The sequence below is a fragment of the Enterocloster lavalensis genome, assembly GCF_046603895.1.
Taxonomy (GTDB): domain Bacteria; phylum Bacillota; class Clostridia; order Lachnospirales; family Lachnospiraceae; genus Enterocloster; species Enterocloster lavalensis.
The window spans coordinates 2,755,469-2,779,572 of sequence record NZ_CP176637.1; the positions used below are offsets into that span (position 1 = coordinate 2,755,469).

Here is a 24,104-nt window from a genome sequence, read left to right on the forward strand (position 1 = left end):
CGGGGCATAACCGGTGCCCCGGCGGAAATCCGGCCTTTTGGCGGATCAGCTCAGATTATCCAGCCTGATATCGGTGTACCAGTAGCCGAACCGGCCGTTGCCGGTGGGCTGCTTCTGAGCCAGCACAAAATGGGGGAAGCCAAACATGGAGGCCATGTATTTTTCATTGCTGTAGTAGTTGCCGGGCACGCCCAGAAGGTAGCGCGTGCCGCCCGAGGTGGTGTCCACCTTGGCTAAAATCAGATAGCGGTAGTTGTAATAGCCGTGGAGCAGGAAACTGTTGTTTCCATAAGTCCATGTCTCTCTGGGCAGCAGGCCGATGTCCTGGGGTTTGATCGTGAGGATTTCACATTCCCCGGCGCACTCAAAGGCGTGAATCTTCGGATAGCGCTTGCGGAATCCTTCCCATATTTGCAGGGTTTCTACGCTCTCACGCTCTTCCTCCTCCAAACGTTCCAGTTCTTCCGGGTTACCCAGAATCAGCTCTTCCCGGCCGGAAGTGATTACCGGCTCCTGAACGGTCCCGCTGTTCTCCGGGATTGTGTCGATTACCTCCTCGTAGGTGCCGGTGTCTGTCTGCGGCTGCATGGAGACGGAGGTGTCGGAGCGGCGGTCGGACGGCTGGCGGTCAGGCTGCGGATTGGCCGCGGATTGGCGCGCTGACTGCATGAAGCGCTGCCGGACCGTAGATTGATGGCCGGACTGCGGCGTCTGGGCCGCGGGCTGGCCGCTGGGCTGCATGGGGCGCTGGGTGGCGGGCTGGCCACTGGGCTGCATGGGGCGCTGAGTGGCAGGCTGGCCGCCGGGCTGCATGGGGCGCTGGGCCGCGGGCGGGACGCCGGATTGCATGGGGCGCTGGGTGGCGGGCTGACCGCTGGGTTGCATGGAACGCTGGGCCGCGGACCGGTTGCCGGATTGCTGCCATGGCTGCCGGGAGTTGAATTGGCGGGCGGGCTGTGCGGCCTGCTGCGGCGCGGACTGACCGCCGGACGGCTGTGCGGCCTGCTGCGGCGCGGACTGACCGCCGGACGGCTGCATGGCCTGCTGCGGCGCGGACTGACCGCCGGACGGCTGCATGGCCTGCTGCGGCGCGGACTGACCACCGGACGGCTGCACGGCCTGCTGCGGCGCGGACTGACCGCTGGACGGCTGCATGGCCTGCTGCGGCGTGGATTGACCGCTAGACGGCTGCGCGGCCTGCTGTGGTGCGGGCTGACGGTCAGGGCGTTGGGCGGTCTGCGACGCCGCGGGTTGGCCGCCGGGCTGCCGGGCGGTTTGTACCGGCATAGGGCGACGGCCGGGCCGCTGGGTGAATTGCTGCGGCATGGGACGGCCGCCGGGCTGCTGGGTGGCCTGCTGCGGCGCGGATTGGCCGCCGGGCTGCTGGGCGGACGTCTGCGGCGCGAATTGGCTGCCAGGCTGCTGGGCAGACGGCTGCGGCGCAGATTGGCCGTCGGGCTGCTGGGCGGGCGGCTGAGCGGTCTCCATCTGTGGCGACGGCTCAGCACCGGGTTGCATTCCCTCCTGCTGATCCGTGGGCTGGCCGGGGCGAAGCGGACGGGCGGCGGTTGGAGACTCCAGACGAATAAAGTCCATCTCTTCCGGCGCCGGACCTGTCTGCAAAGGATTTTCCGCCTGCCACTCTGAGCGCGGTCTGCCTGCGGACTGAGCGGAACGGGCGCGGCTGTAAGGCGGCATATCCGGCAGAATCAACTGCTGGTTTATTCCGGTTCCACGTTCCACGCCGCATTTGGCGTCTGACAGAAAACGCGGCTGGGGCGGACGGCCCGCCGGCTGCGTCCACTGCATTGCCGGAACGGGTGAAGCCGGCTGCCTGCGCATATCTGCGCGCTGATTGGCGGAATACGGCTCCGCCTGGTTCTGCTGCGGGTTCAAAACGCCGGCCCGTGAAAACTGCGGCTCCCGAAGCGGTGGGAAACCGCCGGTACGCTGGAACACAGCGTTTTCCACATTATCTGTATCCACGGCCGGGCGTTCTGAGGTCATGCGGTCCGGGATTTTGGCAGCGGCTCCGGCCTGTTTTCCGCCAATACCATATTCTTCTTCCGTTCTGGCCGCGCTGTTCTCTCCGTAAATAATGGATTCCCGCACCGGCATGAAGTGATTTTCCCCGGATTGGACCGGCTCATTCGCACTCATTTGGACCTCGGTGGAAGTCCCGTTCCGGGAAATCAGAACACCGCCGTTGGAATATGCGTAATCTTGTGTTGAGCATCCATTTTTCTCCGAACCGGCATCCTGGCTCCGGTCAGATACACCTTCCCCGATGCCCTTCTCTTCCGCTTCCGAACCGGCCGGAAACTCTGCATTTTCAGAGACAGCTTCGCTGTAGGAAAGCTCCGACTCCATAATCAGGCCGGAAGTCTCCGCTCCACGGAACCCGGTATCCATGCCCTTGGACTCCGTATCTGCTTCACCGGCCCCGGCATCCGTTCCTTCGGCCCAGACATCCGCAGCTTCTGCTCCGATATCTGCTCCATCCGCCCCGGTATCCACTTCTTCTGCCCAGGCATCTGTGGCTTCGGCTCCAATATCCCCTTCGCCGGTCTCAGAATTTGTTCCTTCGGCCCAGGTACTCCCAGCTTCGGTTTCGACCGTTTCCCCGTTGACCTCAATATTCATTTCGCCGGACCCGAAGTCAGCGGCCATCCCAGCTGTCCTGGCATCGATTTCCCCGGCTCCAGGTTCTGGTTCCACAGCTTCTGCTTCCCCGGCATCGATATCGGTACCTGCTGTGCCAAGCGGTGTATTCTCATCCCCGGCATCCACTTCGTCACCGCCGGTATTTGCCGATGCGCCGGAATTTTCACCTTCCTTGTCCGCGTTTCCCTCTTTCGAAGGCCCGGACCCGGACTGCGCTTCCACCGGCTGCCCTTCCTCCGGGCTGCCCGCGATTTCCCGGTCCATCTCCGCGGCGATTTCCTCCGCTTTTTTATGTATCTCCTCTTCCTCGCTGATGTCGCGGCGGCTCTTGGATGTCACATCCGCCAGCTCTACCTCGGCCGCGTGGGCCACGGCATCCTCCCAGATGGTGGTGTAGCAGCGCCAGCCGTCCGACGGCTCGTGGATGCTCAGGCCATAGCAGGAATCCATTCCAATCCCGGAATCCGCTACATTTTCCACCGGAATTACTGCGCGGAACTCTCCGGCCCCGCTGCGGATAAAAATATTCCCCAGGCTGATCTCCCTGCCCGGCGCCAACAGATACACCCCAAGGTCACTGCCTCCTACATAGACTTTTTTGACATTGACGCTGAGCTTGCACTGTCCGCCCCGCGACTCCAGTTTGACAAAGCCTATATTTTTACCCTTCACCTCGCCCTCATAGGCGTAGATGTAAGAAATCAGTCTCCGATAATTTGACATACTCTCACTCCTCGCACGGTTGGTCCGCAGTCTATCTCTGCTTTTTATTAATATTTTATGCGTTACCCCCTTGAAAGTATGTTAGAAAAATGTTATCCTGTATTCAAGAAATTTAGAAAAATATTTTCAGAATCATTTTTCCACCAGGGGATTTTGTATCCGGGCACAATGTATTTTAATAAATATATATGAAAGGCGGCAAAAACTATGAAGCTCTACAAAGCAAAAGACTACGAGGACATGAGCAGAAAAGCGGCAAATATCATTTCCGCACAGGTGACTTTAAAACCGGACAGCGTTCTGGGCCTGGCCACCGGTTCCACCCCCATCGGCACCTACAAGCGTCTGATCGAGGGCTACCGGAACGGCGATCTGGATTTTTCCCAGGTAAAGAGCGTAAACCTCGACGAGTACCGTGGACTGACCAGAGATAACGACCAGAGCTACTACTATTTTATGTACAACAACCTGTTCAAGGATATCAACATCGACCTGAATAACACCAACATCCCGGACGGCACCGAGCCGGACAGCGAGAAAGAGTGCGCCCGCTACGAGGCGGTGGTTGAGAGCATGGGCGGCGTGGATATCCAGGTGCTGGGACTGGGCCACAACGGCCATATCGGTTTCAACGAGCCTGCTGACGAGTTCCCCAAGACCACGCACTGTGTGGATCTGACCGAGAGCACCATTGAGGCCAACAAGCGTTTCTTCGCGGATGTCAACGATGTTCCCCGCCAGGCTTACACCATGGGAATCAAGACCATTATGAGCGCGAAAACGATCCTGCTTCTGGTCAGCGGCGCGGACAAAGCACAGATCCTGCACGACTGCCTCTGCGGCCCCATTGTTCCCCAGGTTCCCGCTTCCATCCTTCAGCTGCACGGCGATGTGATTGTGATCGCGGACGAGGCGGCAATGTCCAAATTCTAAGTAAAATCGAACATATCGGCATTTCAGGCCGGAATTCTGCCATCAGAATTCCGGCCTTTTTTGTAAGAAAACCTTAAAACGTTTTTTCCCGCGCTCCGCTATAATAATGATAAGGAGCAACCGACACAGAGGGAGGGATATCTTATGAGAAATAGCAGAAGAGCATGGATGGTACCGGCAGTGATTGCGCTGGGGCTGCTTCTGGCCGCCTGCGGACGCCAGGGAATGGAGCATATGACCGGGTCCGGTCCGGCAGAAACGGCGGGTAAGGGCGCGCAGGACAGCGACAGCGCTCAGAGCGGCAACGGCGCTCAGGACGGTGACGGCGTTCAGAGCGGCAACGGAGCTCAGGCCGGTAATGGAACGCAATCCGGGACCGGAACGCAGCCGGGTTTTGGCACTCCTGGAACTGACGGAGCACAGGCAGACGGCACGGGAGGCCAAAATCAGACGGGAACCGGCGCTTCCCAGGCAGGCCGTAAGAATACCGGCGCGTCACAGTCCAAAGTGACGGCCGAGATGATCGGCGGCAGCTACTTCAAATCCGGCGACTTCACCTACAGGCTGCGCGTTACGCCCGGCACCCCGGAAAACCCGGATTTTCCCGTGCTGGAATTTGTCAAACGGGACCCCAATTTTTCCAACGCCTTTTCTATGCTGCACACCTTCCGGCTGGATACCCCGGCTGCAGACGGTACCTACACGCTTACGGACTCGGCGGGCGGGCAGGCCGGAAGTTCCTTCACCATTGACTGGAAGGTGGGCGGACCCGTGGTACTGCATGGGGAAATGGAGGAGGCCGGGACTTACTATCCCGTGGATGGGAACCTGATGATGCCGGAGCTTTTTGCCCGTCCCTTAAACCAGTCGGACCTGATCGGCCTGACCCAGGATGAGTTGAAGCTTATGCGCAACCAGTTCTACGCCGTGTACGGAAGGGAATTTAAGACGGAGGCGATGAAAACTTATTTCGAGAGTCAGCCGTGGTACCAGGCGCGTTTTGGCGCAGACGGTTTTAACGAGCTCCTGCTGGGCGGCCTTGAACGGCGGAATATCGCGTTTTTGAAGGCGGCCGAGGACTCCTTCGACGAAGCGCAGGCGCGGGAGATAAAATCGGGTTACGCGGCCCTGCCCCCCGCTCCCTATGAGGACCTGCTGCCGGAGCGCGGCGAAATATGGGTGGAGCTGTACTCCGATGCCGGACATACCGTGGACCGCGGCCTCTACTACCAGGCAAAGGGCACCATTTCCGTCCCCATCACAATCACCCGGGACCAATATATTTCTCTGAATGAAGTGACGCAGCTGGAGCTGGTTTCCGACGAACTCACCGGCGAAACTGTAATCCTCAAACAAGCGCAGGACACCCAGTACGGGGATTATGTGCTGATCGACCCGAAGAATCCCGACGAGGCAAGCGGCACTTACGTCAATTTCTCCTATGAGCCCTATTCTCAAACCTTCAGCATGTGGACGGACAGCGTGGACACGGTGTTTAAGACAGTTTATGAAGGTAACGTATTCGTGTTAAAGGGCGCCTGCGAGGAATATTACAATTACTTCAACCTATCGGAACGTCCACAGGGCGCGGGGGCCTTCCGCGTGATGGAATTCAATGAAAACAATCCCTATGGCCCGTCGCCCTATATGGGGAACCAACTCGTAACCGATGCCAAGGGGTACGTCAAAGCGCTGTATTTTATGGGCGATTAAAGGCGTACACGTACCTGTAACCGCACATTCAAACACAGATCGGCGCAAAAAAGCGGGCCGGAAGCCCACATCTCACATCCTGGCTTCCGGTCCGCTTTCTTATTTCCGTTTCGTTTCTATCAGGTCATATCTTCAAAATCCGACTCATACTCCAGCACATCCGAATCCTGCTGCTGGATATCCTTGCCCTCAAAGTTTCCGCCGTTCACTTTAACTTTGATCGTCTTAAGCTCGAAATTGTCGATAAAGGTGTTGCCCACCTCTGCCAAAAGCATGCGGTCGGAACAGCCCTCCTCGCTCTTTAACTGGCTTAAATCCAGCGTCGCCGTGGCTGTCTCGCCCTCGCCCTCGATCTCGAAGCTCAGCACCTTGGTTCCCTTGGTCAGCACGCCGTACTCCACCAGCTTGTCCACCAAAAGCTGTGCATCCAGGCCCTCGGTGTCCAGCGCGTCCATATCCTGGACAATTCCATCGCTGTCGTCGCTGCCATGGTATATCGAAATCACCGCCACCGGCTTCACGTTGGGATCCGGCACCTTGTCGCTGGCTCCGCCTGTGGTCATGGGGATCGTCTCCATATCGGCTGCGGCCGCGGCCGTGGTATTCTCTTTCTGCTTTTCAGTCGTTGGTGTGCACGCTGCCAGTGCAAATGCCATAGCCGCCAGCATAACGCCCATCATCAATTTTTTCATAGTAGTAGTTGCCTCCTTTAGTCCTCTTCAGAAGCCTCTGAACCAGGAATTCAGCTTTGTTACCGCCTTAATCAGAACTTCTAACTCTTCCTCGGTCAATTCATTGATCACGCCGTCGATCATGGCTTTGTGGAATTTGGCGTGGTGTTCAAACACTTCCTTGCCCTTTTCCGAGAGGGAAATCAGTACCACTCTCCGGTCCTCCTCGCTGCGCTGCCGGACAACGTAGCCCTTTTTTACCAGGCTGTTCACGGATATGGTCAGAGTGCCGACCGTCACGGACAGCTCCCTGGCGATGGACGACATATTTTTAGGCGCGTACACGCCGATCGCCTCGATCACATGCATATCGTTGTTCGTTATATCGGGATATCCCAGCGCGCGGACCGCCTTCTGTTCTATCCCCGTAATGTCGCGAAACAGGTTCACCAATACATCGTTCAGCGTCTCGTACGTTCCCACGATTTTTCCTTTCATTTCCCGCTTCAAAAAAGCTTCTTTCTGATTGTACAGTATTTTACAGGTTCGCACAACCCCCAAAATCCTTATGAAATTCTTAAAAGGCTGTGATTTTTTTGTGTCTTTTCCATTTTTATCCAGCTATTCAAATACATACCGCGAAAAGGCCTCCCCGCGCTCCTCAAAATTGCGGAAAATGCCGTAGCTTGCGGCTGCCGGAGATAATACGCAGCTGTGTCCCGGTCTGGTCACGGACCTGGCGGCCCGAACCGCCGCCTCCAGATGGTCCGCCAGGATCAGGCGGTCCCTTCCGGCGAACTCCGGATAATCCCGGCCGATCTCCTCATAGATCCGCCGTCCGGTGGCTTCCATCAGCACGATATGAGGAACCGGACACCCGGACAGGAACTGAATCAGCTCCCCGTAGTCAATCCCCCGGTCCATGCCCCCGATCAGCACGGTGTCCGCGTCCGTCAGGGTTTTCAGCGCCTGGATGGTGGTGGCGCAAATGGTGGAAATGGAGTCGTCATAATATTTCACGCCGTCCCTCTGGCCCAGATACTGAAGGCGGTGGGGCAGCGGCTCGTAGGATTTGAGGCCCTCCGTGAACGCGGCCTCGCCGATGCCCAAAAGTCCGCACACAGCGTACACCACCGCGATATCGAAATAGTTGTGCTGGCCCAGAAGCCGGATCTCCGTCTCCGGGATGCGGTAGCGCCTGCCGCCGTAATCCACAAATGTTCCATTTTCGCCGCAGTTATCCACATTGACGTCCGCATCCGGGCAATTTGTCCCCACGCGGATCAGCCGCGACGGGCATTCCCCCGGCTCAGGGAGACATTGCACATTGCATACAAGAATGTCGTCCGAACCCTGGTTGCGGAAAATGCGGTGCTTGGCCGCCACGTATTTCTCCATGGTGCCGTAGTGGTCCAGATGTTCCTCGTGTATATTGATCAGCACGCCGATGTGGGGCGATACCGTCATGTATTCCAGTTGGTGGCAGGACAGTTCAAAGACGATCCTGGTGTCCGGGCCGATCTCCTCCAGGTGGTCGAAGGCCGGAATTCCGATATTTCCCATCACCACGCAGTCCTGCCCCGCGCTTTTTAGCACGTGGTACAGCAAGGAGGTGGTGGTGCTTTTCCCCTTGGTGCCGGTGATGCCGATGATCTGGTCCCGGAACAGGTGGAAAAACAGCTCCGCCTGGGACAAAATGGCGCAGCGGTAGGACTCTATGGGGCGCTCCAGCACGATTCCGGGGCTTTTGAACACCACGTCGTAGTCGTCCAGACAGTCCTGATAATGATCCCCGGTGATCCAGCGCGCCCCGTCCGCGTCCACGGCGGCGGGCTTCTGGTCCGCGATATCCACGCAAGCGCAGGTTCCCAGCTGCTTTAATACCTGCCAGGTGGACTGGCCCTCCCGGCCGAAGCCCAGCAGCAGAACACGTTTATTGTGGACCCATGGGTCGATTCGTTCAATCACGTCATTATCTCCTTATCCTATGGCATTGTCTGTACAAGCCACACAGTTACGCTTTATCAGCGCGGCAAAGGGCTCCGGAACCAGGTTCTCATCGTCGTAATAGGCAAAATACCGGTCTCTCCCAGCCTTTCTTCCCGCATACATTCCAGATTGTTTGTAGTGCCTCAGCAACAGGGGAAGCGGTTCTCCCTCTTCCTCCATGCGGTCAATGGTCAGCACCAGCGCCGCATTGATCTCGTCGCGGCTGCCCACGCACTCAAACGGCTTCTCTTCCTCAATGCCCACCAGTTGATCCAACGTAAACGTCATGGACGAATCCTCCAGCATATTTGTTCCGAAAATAGCCCTCACCTCGTCCGATGTCAGAAATGGCGACAAAATCAAATAGACGAACAGGCACTTGGGGCAGTGACCGCACCAACTGTCCGTCTTGCTGCCTGCATTACAGCTGCGGAATACGCCGTGATAGAGCTTCTGCCTGGCAAAGAACCTGGCAATCTGAAACTCGCTGAGAGGCCTTAACAGACTGAAGTAGTAAGCGCTTCCCGGCAGATATTCCGCCGCATATTGGTGGAAATCCCGTTCAAATTTGAAGCTCTTGGAATATTGATGGTTTACCGTGCTCCCCAAAACCGTACTCTCATTGGCGCTGGATTCATTGGACAGCGCCACATATGGCAGATGCAGAAGCTTCGCCCCGATCAGGCCGGAAAATGCCACCAGGGCGGAAAACGGTGTATGTCCATTCAAATACCCCTTCTGATTCAGCTCCAGCATATTTTGATCCAAAGTGCGTCTGACCTCCATGAGATGACCGCCGTCCAGGCCTGCAACCTCTGCGGTGTGGACAGTAGCACCTCTGGGATTGATGATATATCCGTAGAGCGGCGCGCCGGACTGGCGCAAAAGCTCCAGCGTCACCACAGAGTCCTTGCCCCCGCCGATGGGAACCAGAATGCCGGAAATCTCAGAAGCCACAGTAAAATCTTCTGCCACCTGCTCACAGGCAGTCTGGTCCGCACTGTCCTCGCAGATAATCTCCATAAAATCATCCGGATTTACATTGTCGATCTGATTCACATAGAAAAACTCACCCAATCCATTGTAATACAGGTCTTTCCACCAGCGGATCTGCTTCTCATCCAGTGCGCCTGCCTCCACAACCACCTGGGGGGAACAGGTGATTTTCCAATAGCTGACCAGCTCTACCATGCCCAGCGAAAAGACCATACGTTCCATCAGCCCGTCCACGGCCGTCCCGTCGGCACATTCCGGCCTGGTGAACGTCCAGCAGGGTGCAAATGAGCTGAGCCCTTCGATCTCAAAGTGATATGTAATCCCGAGTGCAGTGCCTGTCTCCTCTATCTCGTATCCTCTGTAGAAAAACCGCGGAAAACGGCGGCGCAGAGTCTCATATTGCTCCATTTTGGCTCCTTTTTCATGACAAAACCCGCTGTATATGCACCGTCCTCTGTACTATGCCGGCGCCGATACACAGCGGATCTCCTATTTTCTTATGGCTATTATAGTAAAAAAACCTGGGTTTTGCAATGTTTTCTTTGGCTTCGGCCTTTACATCACCCCGGCCAGCACCACACTGGCCGCCACCCCCGCCGCGGTTGCGATCAGCGCCCCGGCCAGGGTGTAGCGGGTTTTGGTGATGCCCGCGGCGCCGAAGTACACGCTCATACAGTACAGCACCGTCTCCGTGCTGCTCATCAGCAGGGAGGCGATCAGCCCCAGGTTGGAGTCCGTTCCGAACTCCTTGAAAATGTCCAGCACCAGGCCCGTGGCCGCGGAGTTGGATACCAGGCGCACCAGGATCACCGGCACGATCTGGGGCGGCAGGTGGACCAGGGCCGCAGGGGCTTTTAACACCTCCCCAAGAAAGTCCAGGAAGCCGGAGGCCCGCAGCACCCCCACGGACACCATCAGCGCCACCAGCGTGGGCAAAATGCCCGCCACGGTCCTCATCCCCTCCTTGGCTCCTTCCAGAAAATCGTCCATCACCGGCCGCCCTGAGAGCAGCCCGAACCCGATTATGTAAAATATCATCAGCGGAACCATACATTCCGACAGAAAAATCAATATTTGCATTTCAACACCCCGCGGCTTCCGTCTATCGATGCATCTTATTCCGGAGGCCGCGGTTCCATTCCCACTGACCCAAACAATGGGTCACATCCGCCCGGCGCACTAAAAAACAGCAGCCCCACGGGATTTCCCGCGGGACTGCTGTTTCTGTCGAATTTTCTAAATGATCTGCGCTTCGGACGATCCGTATTCCGCACCGCCCGCATTCCAGGCTGTCCGTGTCGTTTTGCCCGCCGTTTACCGGTCAGGCCGCCGTTTCTTCTGCAAAGCCAGGTACACGCCCATGAGCGCGGTGGAGATCAGCGCCGCAAGCCCTGCGGCCGCATTTACGATCTCGCCGGTCTTGGGCAGTCCGGCCAGCGGTACGTCGTCGTCCAGAATGATGGTCTCGTTGACCGGCGGCTGGGGCAGATTGGCCAGCGGCACATTTTCGTCGTTGATAACCGTCACGCTGCGTTTTCCGGTGGAACCTCCACCGCCGCCTCCGCCGCCGTTTCCGCCGCTGTGGGTGATCTTCTGATCCTCCACCTGGATGAGGCTGTGTTTTGTCCCGTCCGTTGTGAAGGAGGGGATGTCGCTGTTGATTTGGTAGCCCGAAGGCGCCGTTTTCTCAACCAGCGTGTAGGTTCCGGCAGGCAGGCGTTTGATCACGAACGCGCCGTTCTCGTCTGTGGTAAACCGGCTCGCTTTTTCCTCCTCCTGAACATACCCGTCAAAGCTTCCGTCCTTCAACAGCACGTAGCCCTTCTGGGATTTGAGGATGAATTCCGCTCCCGCCAGCTTTGTCTCTGTGTTGCTCTTGCTCACCTTCACCACCGTTGTCTCATGAGGGGTGTTGGCGATGGGACCCATGGCGTCCTTCTCCAGCGCCAGCTGGTCCGTGGTGTAGGAAATCGTGCGGTCGGCGCGGCTGATGGTGAACACTCTCACCTCCGGCGTGCTTCCCAGAATATAACCGTCGGGCGCTTTTATCTCGGTCAGCGTGTAGGTGCCGTAAGGCAGTTCCGTCAGGACGGCGGTTCCGTCCGTCGCACCATGTTCCGTGCTGCCCGCAATGGTAAAGCGCAGCGTGGTTCCGTCAACCGTTACCGCCTGAACGCCCGTTAAGCCGTCCGGCTCGCTGTTCGCAGCCTTAGCCAGGTAATTCTCCCAAGCGCCCTCCACATTTGTCCTGGACGCAGTGAGCTCAAACCTCGCTCCCGCCAGGGCTGCGCCGGTCTCGCTGTCCGCTTTGGTCACTTTCAGCGTTCCGTCGCCGTATTTGTTGGTGACGCTGGCCTCGGTTACGCCCCACGGGATATACCAGCTGGCGTCCGCCCGGTCCGCGGACATGGGCCGGATATTGGAGCTGGCCACCGCGCCGTAGGTCATATAGTCGTCCGGGGTGGACTCTTCCACGATCACGTAGTACAGATAGTAGTAAAGTCCCTCGAACTTCAGGGTTCCGTCCGCTCCGGTGGCCCCGCGGCCCACAAACTTACCGCTGCCCTCGTCCGCTTTCCCTGTGTCAAAGGCCCTGGCTTCTTCCTCGTTGTCAAAGGGGCCGTACAGGGCGAATTCCGCCCCTTCCAGCGTTTCCTTCGGATCTCCCTCCCCGTATTTGGTGATGGTCAGATCGCGGTAGGGAATCAGGCCGAAATCCTTGGTCTGATCCCAGTTCTCCGTGTCGCCCCACAGGAAGAATTGTTCGGAGACATAGCTGTCCGCCGTGCCGTTGGTCACAAAGTTGTTGTCCTGAGTCTCGCTGGGGTACGTCCCCGCCTTCAGCTCAGAGGGTTTGCGCGACATGCCGCCTTCGGCGTTGGAAATGCCTTTGCCGTTCACCGTTGTCGCGGTTTTCTTTAAATACATTCCGGGAATGATGTCGGCGCTCCCGTCGCCCCCGGTGATAATGGTCAGCCGGTTTGTCTGAGGATTCAGCCCCTTTAACGCGCCGGGCTTCAGTTCGTTTCGGATCGTGTTGAGCGCTCCGTCGTCGTCCATGGCCGCGTACAGGTTTTCCTCATCGTGAGGCTGCGCAGGCAGCAGGCCCGAGAACAGGAACCGTCCGGTCCGGTCCAAAACGCCCGAAGGCTTCGCCGTCTCGTTGGGTACCGCCGGGATCGCCTGGGATACAGAGGCCACGGACACCGTGTTCTTCTCCTCGCCGCTGGTGTTCAGCCTGATTCTGAAATACTGGTTTTCCACCAGCTTCTGCAAATCGGACACGGACGTGCCGTACTGGTCGTCGTCCTGGAGTCCGTTGCCGTTGGCGTCGATCCAGATTCGGCCGCCCACGCCCACTCTGGCGGGGGTCAGCACGGCCTGAACCATGTTGCTGGTCACATCCTGGAACGCCAGCTCCTCCGGGTTTTCGTTGGACATATGGTAGTAGGACATGGAGAACCGGTTCACCGCGTAGGTGTAAGCGATGCGCTCCAGCTCCTGGGCCGAGTTGATCTCCTGCACATCCGCCTTGAATTCCAGCACGGCGCTCTCGCTCGTCTTTAGATGTTGATCCTCGGGGAGCGTGATATCCGCCATCACCGCAACCGGGTTGGTTCCGGTCCAGTTATCCTGCAATACCCAACCGTGATCTTCCGGGTTCTCGTATTTCTTCAGCACGCTCTGGTCCATGGCCGTCTCGCCGTCCCCGGTAAAGTAGTAAATCCGGTAGTTTTCCGGTTCGATCACCGTTTTCGCGCCCTCCGCGTTCACTTTGTACACGGTAAACGCAGTGCCGCCGTCCACGTTGAATCTCCACTGGCTGCTTCTGCTGGTTCCCTTGAAGTCCTCCATCTCGCTGGGTCTGGGCAGGGAATCCGCCAGGCGCAGCCTGGTGATCACCGTCTTGTTGGCTTCCGCCGACGTGTTCTTGGCAATCAGATGATAAATGATGCTGCCGTTCTCGTCAGGCGTTACCTTGGCGCTCACCGGCTCGGACACGAAGGCGCTGTCCAGGTTGCCCTTGCCCTCCTTCAGAAGGGTAATGTCGGAGTTGGTGTTAAATGTGTTCTGCCGGTAGTTGTAGGTGTAGCCGTTGGCCTTGTTCCACAGCCCCAGCGTGTCTTTTGCAATGTCGTTGATGTCCGGGTATTCATTGGGCCAGTTGGTTCCCGTTTTCTCTTCCTGCCACTTGAAGGTGGCTCCGCCCGGGTTGCTTGCGAAAATATCTTTGGTCAGGCGGCTGGTGATATACATGGAATCCGTGGCGGCCCCCGTGTTGTTGATCACCGCGTTGCCGACCTCGGCCTCAAAGGTCACGACCACCTTATCGCCGTTTGTCAGGTTGTGGTGCGGCAGCGATACCACCAGATACTCAATTCCCTCGCTGTCGTAAATCACACTGATCTGATCCGGCTCGATCTCCGTACCGTTCATGCGCACTTTGATCGTGTCATCCACAGCGTTTACGCCGATGGGCAGCCGGTTTACAAAGACCGGTCCCACCATCTCGCTGCGGATCGATTCGCCGCTGACATTTTCCAGCGTCATGGTGTAGGTCAGCTTGTCGCCCACCTTGATATTGCCGGTGGCGGTATCCGCGGGCCTGGTGTTGTTGGCCACGTCCAGCCGTGTGGAAACGGTGGGAATATCCGGCTCCAGCACACGGACGTCGTCAAACGAGTCTCTGCCCATGGTATATTCCTGGTGGGTTCCGTCGCTTAAATATTTGCTGTACTTCACCGCCACATTGGCGCTGTTGCGGATCCTGCCGATGACCTGGACCGCCTGGGAGTTGTACGGCTGCTGGTACAGCACCGCCTCTGCCTGGATGGTTCCGGGGTTGAAATTCTGGCCCAGGGCGTAACCGCTCTGCTCCTTCATCCGCGCGTCCTCGTAAGTGACCGTAAAGCCCTTCACTCCCGCTTCCGCTCCCAGATCCAGGGTCCAGCTGTCCTCCAGGTCAAACGTGTGCTCGTAGGTGTTCTGGGAGCCGTCAAAATGCTCCGTGGTAACCGTCGCGGTAATAGCTCCCGCCTCCACGGCCACCCCGTCCCGGACAATAAAGCTGTCGTGGGACGGCATGGGAATCACCAGCTCCGTGAAGGAGTAGTTATCCCTTGTATAAATATCGTAGGCCAGGTCGTTTCCATCCGGCCCCTGCATGGTAAGCCCGGTGTCGGTCAGCGCAAAGCGCTCGATGGTTCCGTTGTTTCCCCTGCCCGTAATCTCATCACCAAGGACCGGCGTGAGCTCATAGCGCACCGTCTGGCCGTCGTTCCACCACAGGTTCTCCAGCACGCCTTCGCGGCCCGCCTCAACCTCCTGGCCGTTCACAGCCGCAACCTGTTTGTTCAGCTCCACGGTGGGAGCGATGCGCAGGTTGGAGAATTCATAGGTGTTGTTGTTCGCTTCATCCGGCACCGTGATCTCCCGCCGGGTGATCACCCGGCTGTCGTCCGGAATCAGGTTGTAGCCGGAGCCGGTTTTCGTCTCCACCAGCGTGTACGTTCCCGCTTTCAGCGGTATTTTCACCTGGGTGTAGTTCTCTCCGCCAACTCTAGCGGTCTGAACCTTCTCCTGCCCGTGAATCATGACTACGCCGCCGTTGGCATCCAGAATCTGGAACTCGGCTTCGGGAGCCGGACCGCCGTTGGCGTCGGTCTTTTGGATGGTCACCAGCTGTGCCGGGCGGTTGTAAGCCTCAAACCCGAAGGTCTGGCCCGCGGACATTCCTGCCAGCACGTAAAGTCTCCTGCCGTCCTGCTCCGCGGTCTCCTCCATCTTCACGCCGTCCAGATATATGCCGTCCAGCGCGTAATTTTCGTAGGTTCCGCCGGTAATGTCGTACTCGTACAGAGCGTACTGGCGGTCCGCCAGCTTAAGTCCGGTCCATTTGATGGTTCCGTCCGCATCCGGCTCCCTGGTCTCGCCCACCTTGGTCCAGCCGCTTCCGTCCTGGGCCGTGTCGCGCACATACAGGTCAAATTTCACACCGGACGTTTGGATGGTTCCGGCTTCCGGCCCTCCGTACACATCCGGGTGCTTGATCAGGCTGATGTCCACGCCGCTCTCATTTTGAATGGTCAACAGACCGGCGCTTTCCGGCGTCTCATAACTTAAGTGCTGTCCCGGCAGCACGGTAACTTTCACCGGCTCCGCCTTGCGCACATAGTGTTCCGGCGCGGTAACTTCAAATACATAGTAGTCCGTCCCGGAAATGCTTCCGGCCGGGATATTGGTCAGCCGGTAGATTCCCTGGCCCAAATCCGCGAAGGTGCCGATTCTGGCCGAATCCGCGGGCAGCCCGGTGCCGCCCACCGTCTGATCGGTGGCGTACAGCGCGAAAACGGCTCCCGCCAGCGGCGCATTGCTGTCCTTGTCAACCTTGAGCAGCGTGATGTCCGCCCTGGCCAGACGGTTGGTGACGGTGATTGCAACATCCGCCCTGGTTGTAAATCCGGGCAGTTCGATGTAGGTCACGCCGCCCTTTGTCACGGTATTAAGCGCTGTCCCTGCCGCGTCCTGATTGTCGGCGGCGGCGACAAAATTCCAGTCCTCAGACTTTTCAACCGTCTCCGCGAGATAGTAATGGACGCCGTCTGCGGTTTCTTTGGCGGTAAGCTGCGGGATGCCATCGATTATACCGGTGTGGCCGTCCTTTGACATCACTTCCACGCTCCTGCCGGTATCAGCCAGCGCGCCGTCCGCCGTTCCCTTGTAAAGCCTGAAGGTGACGGTATCCGGCAGAACGTTTTTGTGATCCGTGAGTCCGGCGTAATCCAGATTCTTTGTGACAGTCAGGGACACGTCGTGGGGATTGGTCACAACCGCTTCGGGGATAACCCCTGCTACGGTGTGGTCTGCGCCCATATCGGCGACTACCGCCATGTAGAACGGTTCCTGTCCCGCGGTGTAGCCCTCCGGCGCGTTGGTCTCCGTGATCCGGTACCAGCCGGGATCCAGATGCTCCATCAGGAGTTCGCCGTCAGCGTTGGTCTTTCCGGCAGCCGTTTCTGTTCCCCATTTTCTTCCAGCCAAATCCTGAAGCAAGGTCGCATCTTCAACCAGACCGGGCTGGCGGACCACATAGGCCTCGCCCTTGGAACCAACAATATCGCCCTTGTTTGCGTTAAACGGCAGATAGCTGTATTTAAACTCTGCACCCGCAAGTTTGACCTCCGGGTCCTCAGCGTCTGTCTTGATCAGCTTCAGGCTGCCCTTCTGCGGGTTGTACAGCTCCATGGACACCTGGGACTCATATGGGTACGTCTTGAGCTTATCCCGCTTCTGAATCTGTGGCGTGCTTCCATTCTTGGCACGGGAGAATCCGATGATCAGCTGATTCTGATTGTAAACGCCAAAGTATTGAATCGAGGTGTTCTGCGGCTGTCCGGACTCGGTAATGGTGTAAGCGCCGGGAGCCATGTTGTCGATTCTCACGGTGGTTTCGTCGGCAGAATCTTTGTTAAAGATTCTGGTATACTTTGTGCCTCCGTCCTTAAAGGTCAGCGTCAGACCTGCCAGATCCACATGTTTCCCGCCTGCCTTTTCCGCCAGCACACGTTTCGTGATCTCCAGATTCGGCTTTTCCGGATTGTACACGTTCACCACGTTGCGCTCTGAGGCGTTGACGGTGAACTCGCGGCGCCAGTCTTTACTGTTGTACATATTAAAGTAGCGGTCTTTGTTGGCCTGGCCCAGATTTGTCTCAACCAGATAGTATTTCCCTCTGGGCAATCCGTCCTCGAACAAATACCGGCCGTTTACCGTGCGGATGGAGGTATCGGCCATATAGCGCTCATATTTACCGGTTTCATAATTATACCGGTAAAGCTCCAGTATCACCTGATTCAGAGGCGCAGCGTCCAGTCCGTCCATCTGCTCCAGCTTGGCATCGGTGATCGCTCCTCCGGTGGCCTCAAACAGCTCCTCCGTGGGATTGTATCCCCAAACGTTCAGCTCCACCCGATAGCCTTCCAGCTGGGTATTGATCAGGCGCTTGGACTCCGGATCACCCTCGCTCCAGAAATAGCTGGTATCCACCGGCGTGTTCCCGGCAAAGGCGACCGTCAGGGTCTTGGAGCCGTCCATCATTTCCACGCGGTCCGGCGCGCTGATCTCAACCAGCTCAAAGCTGATCTCATGAGTCTCGAAATTAACCCACTTCAAAATCTCCTCGTCGGTTCTTCCGGCCGATTTCAGCGCCTCCACAATCCGGTCGAAATACAGCATCTCGGACATGGCCTGGCCGGTCTTGTCGCCGCCGTTCCACTGGTTATCCAGTCCGGTTTCCAGGGTGGCGACGGTGATTCCGCCCACGCGCAGCTGGAAGGTCACTCCGCCCAGAGGCGTGTATTCCTTCTGGCCGTCCCGCTCTGTTTCCAGCCACTTGTTCAGCTTCACATAGGCGGTGTTGATCTCGCCTATTCCGGTGCCGCTCATGTCGTAGTTAAACGCGTCGGCGGTTACGGTAGCGTTTTTCTCATAGGGAACTACCTTTACCTTGGTTTCGTCCGCCCGTACATAAAAACCGTTCTCATCCATCTCAAAGCCGCTCAGCTGGTCCGCGGGCACAAAGGCGATGATCTGCGGCCGGTCGCCCCAGGAATAACCGGGGCCGGCGCTCACTTCCTTCAGCCAGAAAATATTTCCCGGACGCACGATGGTGGTGTCGAACTCGCCGTCCACCTGCTGTCCGCCCAGCCCATTCAGCTTGGTGCCCGTCTCGTAAACGTCAATCAGGGTGCCGCCGTCCAGCACGGCTTCCAATCCGCCGGCCAGCGGGGTCTCATGGAACTCAAACCTCGCCCCGTTCACGTCTTTGTGCGGGTTCAGCTCTTCAGCGTAAAAGGTGCGCGAAGTCCCTTCGTACTCAAATGTAACCGGCGTCCGGTTCTCTGTGTTTTCATTGTATAATACGCGGTCCGCGTACTTGTGGAGGTTGAACTGCAGCCAGGGGCGCTCATTCAGGATTTCTCCGCTCCGGTTTACCTCAATCTCGCCAGCCGCCTGGACGGGGAAGAACACATAGTTGTAATCGCCTCCCATCAGCGCTCCGTCCGCGCTCACATCCAACTCTTCGGGGTAGGCGCCGCTGGTCTTTGTCAGAATGACTTTCCCGTCCTTTGGCTCGTAGCCCGATACGCCCTCGCCCTCTACCACAAAATATGCCAGCTTGCTGTCCAGCCCCTTAAACATGGCCGCTGCCGCCGCCTCATCCGAGGCGCCCGCCGCTACCAGCTGTGCTTTCCCGGCACCGCCGGTCTGATCCCACTTGTACAGAACCAGGTCCACTCCCGGCAGCTCGTTCTTGATGTCGCGGTGGTCGAACTGGGACTCCCATTTGTCGGTCCAGAACTTCCTCACCGTCAGATTGACGGCCAGGTTGTTGACAAATTCCAGGGTGTGGCCGGTTGTGTCAACTGTTGTCAGCAGGTCCTTCTGATCCAGCTTCACCGCGTACTCCCTGCCCTTATCCAGGGTATAACCGCTGGGAGGCGTGATCTCCCGCAGGCGGTAAGTGATCTTGTCGCCGTTATCGTCGTAGATCGCCACACCGCCGAACGTGACAAATCCCGTCTCCTTGTCGGAGGTCTGTCTGCCGATCTCCACATATTTGGCTCCGGCCAGCTTTTCCAGCGCGATCACGGCTCCGCCCAGGGGCTCGCCGGTATTTCCGCTTTTCTTAATCGCGCGGATTGTCCCCACGTTCTTGTAGTTGATCACCTCCACGCTGCCGGTCGCAACCTCTTTCCCGGACTCCTTCACCTGGATCGGCCCGTAATAAAGATTCTGCCGGCCGCTGTCCATAAAGTATTTCAGGTCAGCGTCCTTCCTGTGGTCGCCGGTTTCCAGATACGTGGCGGGATCAATGTGACCGGCCGGGACAGACTTTTCCTTCACATAGTAGGTTCCTGCTTTGAACCAGTAATTTCCATCATCGGATTTGATGGTCCGTCCGGTCGACTTAAACTGGCCGTCTTCCTCCGTAAATACCTCAAATTCAACGTCCGTCAGCCTGGAATCCTTGGTCAGCAGGTCGTTTAAGTCGATGGTTCTGGACTGCTTCACCACCTGCAGCCTTGACAGCCGACGGTTCACAAAGGTGGTGAGATTCCCGCCCTTTGCCTCCTGAACACCGCTGCCCATGGATATTTCCGGGCGTTTTGTCAGGTCGATGATCTGGTAGAATCCCTTTTCATCGGACTGGTTTTCCTGGCCCTCGTATCCTTCGTAGCTTTCCGGGTGCTTTGTCTCGTAAACCTTATACTGGTATCCCAGATCCAGGTATACCGGCTTTCCGTCGTTGCGGACCGTTACCGGCTGGCCTGCGGCCCCGGTTTTGTCCCCGTCCATCTGGTAAATGGTAAACTCAAACTGAGTTTCCGGATCGCTGTCCGTCCAGATTACCGTTTCTTTGGCGCTTCCATCCCGCTTCTCAATCCAGACCGGAAGCTTCTGGGCCACGTTGTAAGCGTAAGCTCTCACAGTGGAATCCACGGTCAGCTCAAACGGTCCCGCCAACATCGCCGCGTCATGGGACACACCGTCAATGACAGCGCCCGTCACGGTCTGCAGCCGGTTCTCAGAGCCGCCGGCGTATTCTGAATCAAAGACCTCCAGCCGGGTACCGGACTGGGGCATCTCATACCAGTAGTATTCAATCTTGCTTCCGTTGTCGGTCCAGATGTCCAGATTGGAGAACACGATATTTCCGTTCTCATCGGTCTGCCCGCTTCCGACCAGATCGTACCGGCCTTCCCCGGTTTTGCGCAGCAGCTGGAACTCGGCCGCGGCCGCGCCTGCTTTTTCGGACGTAATCCAGGACTTCCGGTCATCCCCGGACGCCCCGTAACCGGCGTTGTACTTGGTCAGCGCAATGTTGCTTCTGGGAATATTTGTAATATTTATAGTCTGCACGGGAGCCGGTTTGCCCTGCTCTCTCGCCTCCTCCAGGGTGAATTCCCTGGAAACCACCTGGCGTGCGTCCGGATCGAAGGTCTGGTAGTACGCCCCGTCTCCCACATTGTAGGTCTTGGAGGTGTATGCCTCCGGCACGCTCTCCACCACGCGGTACACGGTAGCTTCCGCAGACTCCGTTTTCCCGTTCCGATAGACCAGAAGATCCAGGTAAATCTCCCCGCTGCCGTCCAGCGAAAGGGGATCCCCGTATTTCAGCCAGTTTTCCCCGTCGCGGTACTCCACCTGGAACCGGCCTGCAAAGGCTTCCACGGCCTGACCGCCGAGCTGCACCCTGGTCTCCTGCTCCTGCCCGGGCTTCGCCAGCCACTTGACCACTCTGGCCGCGGACTGGTTGGGAAGGTTATAGAGAACCTCCTGGTCTGCTCCGCCCTTGCGGGGACGGGCGATCCTTCCGGCCTCCACCTTCACGTCGTATGCGGTGGAATCCAGAATGTAGCCGTCGGCTGTGCTCACTTCCTTCAGTGTATAAGTTCCTGCATCCAGCGGGAAAAAGTTCACGATTCCGTCTTTGCCGGATGTGGCGCTTCCCAGACTCTCCCCCTGCCCGTCGAACAGCTCGAAGGTTACGCCGCCAAGGGGATCGGCTTTTTCGGAAAGTCCGTGGTTGCGGTACTCGTACCCATACTTGGCAAACTGAAGCCCACCGCTCTGAACTGCGTTTTTAAATGTCACGGTTTTCTCGTCATCCAGCTTTACCGTAACCTCAAAATACGCCTGACCCCGGCTGTCAAGCTCCATACCCGGACCGGGCTGGGTTTTCTCCGGCAGCTCCGTCTCCGTGATCCGGTAGGTGCCCGGTTCCACGTAGAAGGTCAGACTCCCGTCGGTTCCCTGCTCCGGGACCTCCCCATCCAGGCTGTCCTGCACAGGATTGATGGCAATGTTCTCCAGGTCTTTGTAAGCTCCGCCTTCCAGTACCTTGGGGGAATAAACCTGGAATGTGCCTTCCTCATCCTGTTTCTCAAGGGTAAATCCGGCATACCCCTCATAGTAACCGCCGTATACTCCGTCAAAGGGTACTTCCCGGGTGGTCAGCTCTCCGGCCTCGTTGAGACCGGGGATCAGCAGATTCTTTTTCAGCCGGATGGCGCTGCTTCCCTCCACGAACTGGTAATAACCCCTGGCGTCATCCTGAATCTGAGGTCTGTTTCCGCCTCCGTTGACATTTGCCAGAGTGTAATCGATTGTGACGTCATTTTTCACCTGGTAGGTGGCCCCGTCCTCTACCTGGGGATCCCAGAAATCCAGTTTGAAGTTATCCCGGGCGTAATAAGCCGTCACCTGATACCGGGTAAGCGCCGGGGCGCTTCCGTCGGTCTCATATAAGCCCGTATCCTCGCCCGGATGTCCGGCCGCCGCATACTGCTCCGTGGTGATCACCGCGCTGTTTAGAACCGGTTCCTCCGCAACCAGGGGAGAGCCATTGTTTGCGCCCTCGGGCACAAGCTCAACCTTTAAGGGCGTGATATCCGTGGGATTGCCCTCTTTGTCGTGGAGCGTGAGGGTATCCGTGAGCCGGTAGGACTCAAAGGGCACGCGGCCCGGCCTGAAATAGTTGGCATCGCCCACAGCGGGCGCGCCGGCCTGGTCCAGGCCCACGGTGATCTCAAATTCAAATTTAACTGCATCCTGCCCGTTCAGGGACACCTGCTCCCCGACTCCGTTTAAGCTGGTGATCTCTTTGTTGACGGCCCAGACATCCGGCGAAGCCAGCTCCCACTGGTACATCTCCTCGGTAAGCTCCTCGTCCAGGGACTCCCTCTGCCCGTAATCGCAGAAGGCGTATTCCACCGATGAGGAGGCGTCCGTGGGATCTACGGCGGTGACAAAACCGCTGTACGCCGCAGACCAGATATTGCTCATCTCATAGGCCGTGCCGATCCCCGATCTGCCGTTTCCGGCAAAGTAGGCTTTTAGCACCATCTTGCCGGAGGCGCTTTCATCTGAAACCGGAATGTTGTAAATGGCGCTTTCTCCCGCTTCCTGGCGGTAGACTGCCTGCTGGGGCAACACCAGCTCCCTGGGTACGGTCAGAATAATAGTTCCGCGTTTCACCTCGTTGGGCGTGTAAAGGCTGACTGTGCCTCCGTTGTACGAATAGGGCGGAACCGCGTTCATCGCATAGTTGACGGTGAGGTGGAACTCCTCGCCCGCCATGATCTCCCCGGTTTTGTCGGGGGACACGGCGATGCTTCCCACCACCACCTGATTGTCCTCAGCGCTGTCGGGATCGCCCAGGGCCTCGGTCACCGCCTCAAAGAAAGGCGTGCTGGGCACCAGCGTAAGCCGCGTGCTCTTAATCATCCCGGCTCCCACTCTGCTGACGATTCCGCCTTCCTCCTGAAGGCTTTCCATGACTTCCTCAGTGGCATCCTCGTCAAAAGACAGGCTTACCAGGCCCGCGCCCTCGTCCTCCTCATCATCGTCGGAACTTGTAACCAGATATCTCTCACGGACGGATCTGGAAAGCTCCTGCTGCTCATCCGCCTCCGGTTCCTTCTCCGTCTCTTTTTCCGTGGGTTCGGCTGCGGGAGCCTCGGTCTCCGGCTCTTTTTCAGCTTCGGTCTCAGTCTGTGATTCGGTCTCAGGCTGCGCCTGGGTCTCCTGGGACTCCTGGCTTCCAGTCTCTTCGGAGGGCGTCTCCGCCCCGCCGTTCTCTGCGGGTTCCTGCTGGTCCGCTCCCCCTGCCGGAGCCTCCCCTTCCGTACCCTCAGCCGGATTCTGCCCGTTGTCTCCCTGGGCCGGATCCTGTGTTGTATTCTCCTGTCCTGATTCCCCCGCCTGTCCGTTATCCGGCTGGGCCGCGGGCGCTTCGGTTTCCTTCTCCTGCGCGGATGCGTTGGAATCCGTGGCCTTCACCGCGTTGGAATCCGTGGCGATGGTAAAGTCCTCATTGTCGCCCACCACCTTGAACTCCGAGCTGGTGGCCTCCCCGATCACCATGGTATCGCTGTCCAGCACCACCTTGTACTCCACCGGCTTATCCCCGACGTTTACGGTGTAGATTTCCAGGAAGTCGATCAGGCACTCGTCCTCATCCACCTCTGCATCCTCGTCGTAAAAGTCGATATCCAGGCCGTCCTTCTCCGCATAGATCAGGCACAGGCTTGCGCCGTTTCTCTGCTTCTTGATCAGAATCTTCCCCTCGGTCAGGGACAGAATCTCATCGAGAACGTTCTGCTTTTTGGTCTCACCTTTAAAGGGGATATCCTTCAGTTCCAGCTCGGGACGCCTCTCCGGGTCCCGGTCCAGAATCCGCTCAATCTCCTTTTCCGTTATTTTGATCACCCGCTGTCCGGTGGTCTCCTTTGTCTGGGACTGGGCCGCGTAGCCTACCTGGGATAAATTCCCGGAAACCATCGCAACCACCAGAAACCAGGCTAGCAGCCTCATTTTCCAACTGATTCGCTTTCTCATACCTCTCACGAA

The 24,104-nt window shown here is 57.8% G+C and carries 9 protein-coding genes; 2 read left to right on the forward strand and 7 right to left on the reverse strand.

Annotated features, from left to right (window positions below):
- Positions 1 to 45 precede the first annotated feature (45 nt).
- Positions 46 to 3,387, reverse strand: a complete 3,342-nt coding sequence (locus ACK2JC_RS12285) for a DUF6128 domain-containing protein (protein WP_368272307.1) — start codon at positions 3,385 to 3,387, stop codon at positions 46 to 48.
- A 207-nt stretch (positions 3,388 to 3,594) separates the two neighbouring features.
- Between ACK2JC_RS12285 and nagB the strand changes: the two genes are divergently transcribed.
- Both nagB and ACK2JC_RS12295 read left to right on the forward strand, forming a co-directional pair.
- A complete protein-coding gene (gene nagB / locus ACK2JC_RS12290) occupies positions 3,595 to 4,320 on the forward strand; it encodes a glucosamine-6-phosphate deaminase (protein ID WP_092362700.1) in 726 nt (241 codons plus the stop codon).
- A 144-nt stretch (positions 4,321 to 4,464) separates the two neighbouring features.
- Positions 4,465 to 6,033: a DUF4454 domain-containing protein gene (locus ACK2JC_RS12295; RefSeq protein WP_320937306.1), complete on the forward strand. Its 1,569-nt coding sequence runs from the start codon at positions 4,465 to 4,467 to the stop codon at positions 6,031 to 6,033.
- Positions 6,034 to 6,152: 119 nt separating this feature from the next.
- Here ACK2JC_RS12295 and ACK2JC_RS12300 read toward each other — a convergent pair whose 3' ends face one another.
- From ACK2JC_RS12300 to ACK2JC_RS12325, 6 genes are all read right to left on the reverse strand, one after another.
- Positions 6,153 to 6,725, reverse strand: coding sequence for a GerMN domain-containing protein (locus tag ACK2JC_RS12300; protein WP_092362704.1), 573 nt, complete (start codon positions 6,723 to 6,725; stop codon positions 6,153 to 6,155).
- A 27-nt stretch (positions 6,726 to 6,752) separates the two neighbouring features.
- Positions 6,753 to 7,202: a MarR family winged helix-turn-helix transcriptional regulator gene (locus tag ACK2JC_RS12305; RefSeq protein WP_034590677.1), complete on the reverse strand. Its 450-nt coding sequence runs from the start codon at positions 7,200 to 7,202 to the stop codon at positions 6,753 to 6,755.
- 123 nt (positions 7,203 to 7,325) lie between these two features.
- Complete coding sequence (gene murD, locus ACK2JC_RS12310; RefSeq protein ID WP_320937307.1) at positions 7,326 to 8,672, reverse strand: UDP-N-acetylmuramoyl-L-alanine--D-glutamate ligase; 1,347 nt, start codon at positions 8,670 to 8,672, stop codon at positions 7,326 to 7,328.
- Between the two features lie 12 nt (positions 8,673 to 8,684).
- A complete protein-coding gene (locus ACK2JC_RS12315; RefSeq protein WP_092362708.1) occupies positions 8,685 to 10,097 on the reverse strand; it encodes a hypothetical protein in 1,413 nt (470 codons plus the stop codon).
- A 147-nt stretch (positions 10,098 to 10,244) separates the two neighbouring features.
- The gene (locus tag ACK2JC_RS12320; protein ID WP_092362710.1) at positions 10,245 to 10,769 is read right to left on the reverse strand and encodes a spore maturation protein; all 525 of its coding nucleotides are present in this window, start codon (positions 10,767 to 10,769) and stop codon (positions 10,245 to 10,247) included.
- A 234-nt stretch (positions 10,770 to 11,003) separates the two neighbouring features.
- A complete protein-coding gene (locus ACK2JC_RS12325; RefSeq protein ID WP_411338515.1) occupies positions 11,004 to 24,092 on the reverse strand; it encodes a doubled motif LPXTG anchor domain-containing protein in 13,089 nt (4,362 codons plus the stop codon).
- Positions 24,093 to 24,104 lie beyond the last annotated feature (12 nt).

Coding starts and splice junctions, on each gene's coding strand:
- ACK2JC_RS12300 (WP_092362704.1), bottom strand. CDS start 6,725: ATGAAAAAATTGATGATGGGCGTTATGCTGGCGGCTATGGCATTTGCA.
- ACK2JC_RS12315 (WP_092362708.1), bottom strand. CDS start 10,097: ATGGAGCAATATGAGACTCTGCGCCGCCGTTTTCCGCGGTTTTTCTAC.
- ACK2JC_RS12325 (WP_411338515.1), bottom strand. CDS start 24,092: ATGAGAAAGCGAATCAGTTGGAAAATGAGGCTGCTAGCCTGGTTTCTG.
- ACK2JC_RS12320 (WP_092362710.1), bottom strand. CDS start 10,769: ATGCAAATATTGATTTTTCTGTCGGAATGTATGGTTCCGCTGATGATA.
- ACK2JC_RS12295 (WP_320937306.1), top strand. CDS start 4,465: ATGAGAAATAGCAGAAGAGCATGGATGGTACCGGCAGTGATTGCGCTG.
- ACK2JC_RS12285 (WP_368272307.1), bottom strand. CDS start 3,387: ATGTCAAATTATCGGAGACTGATTTCTTACATCTACGCCTATGAGGGC.
- ACK2JC_RS12305 (WP_034590677.1), bottom strand. CDS start 7,202: ATGAAAGGAAAAATCGTGGGAACGTACGAGACGCTGAACGATGTATTG.
- nagB (WP_092362700.1), top strand. CDS start 3,595: ATGAAGCTCTACAAAGCAAAAGACTACGAGGACATGAGCAGAAAAGCG.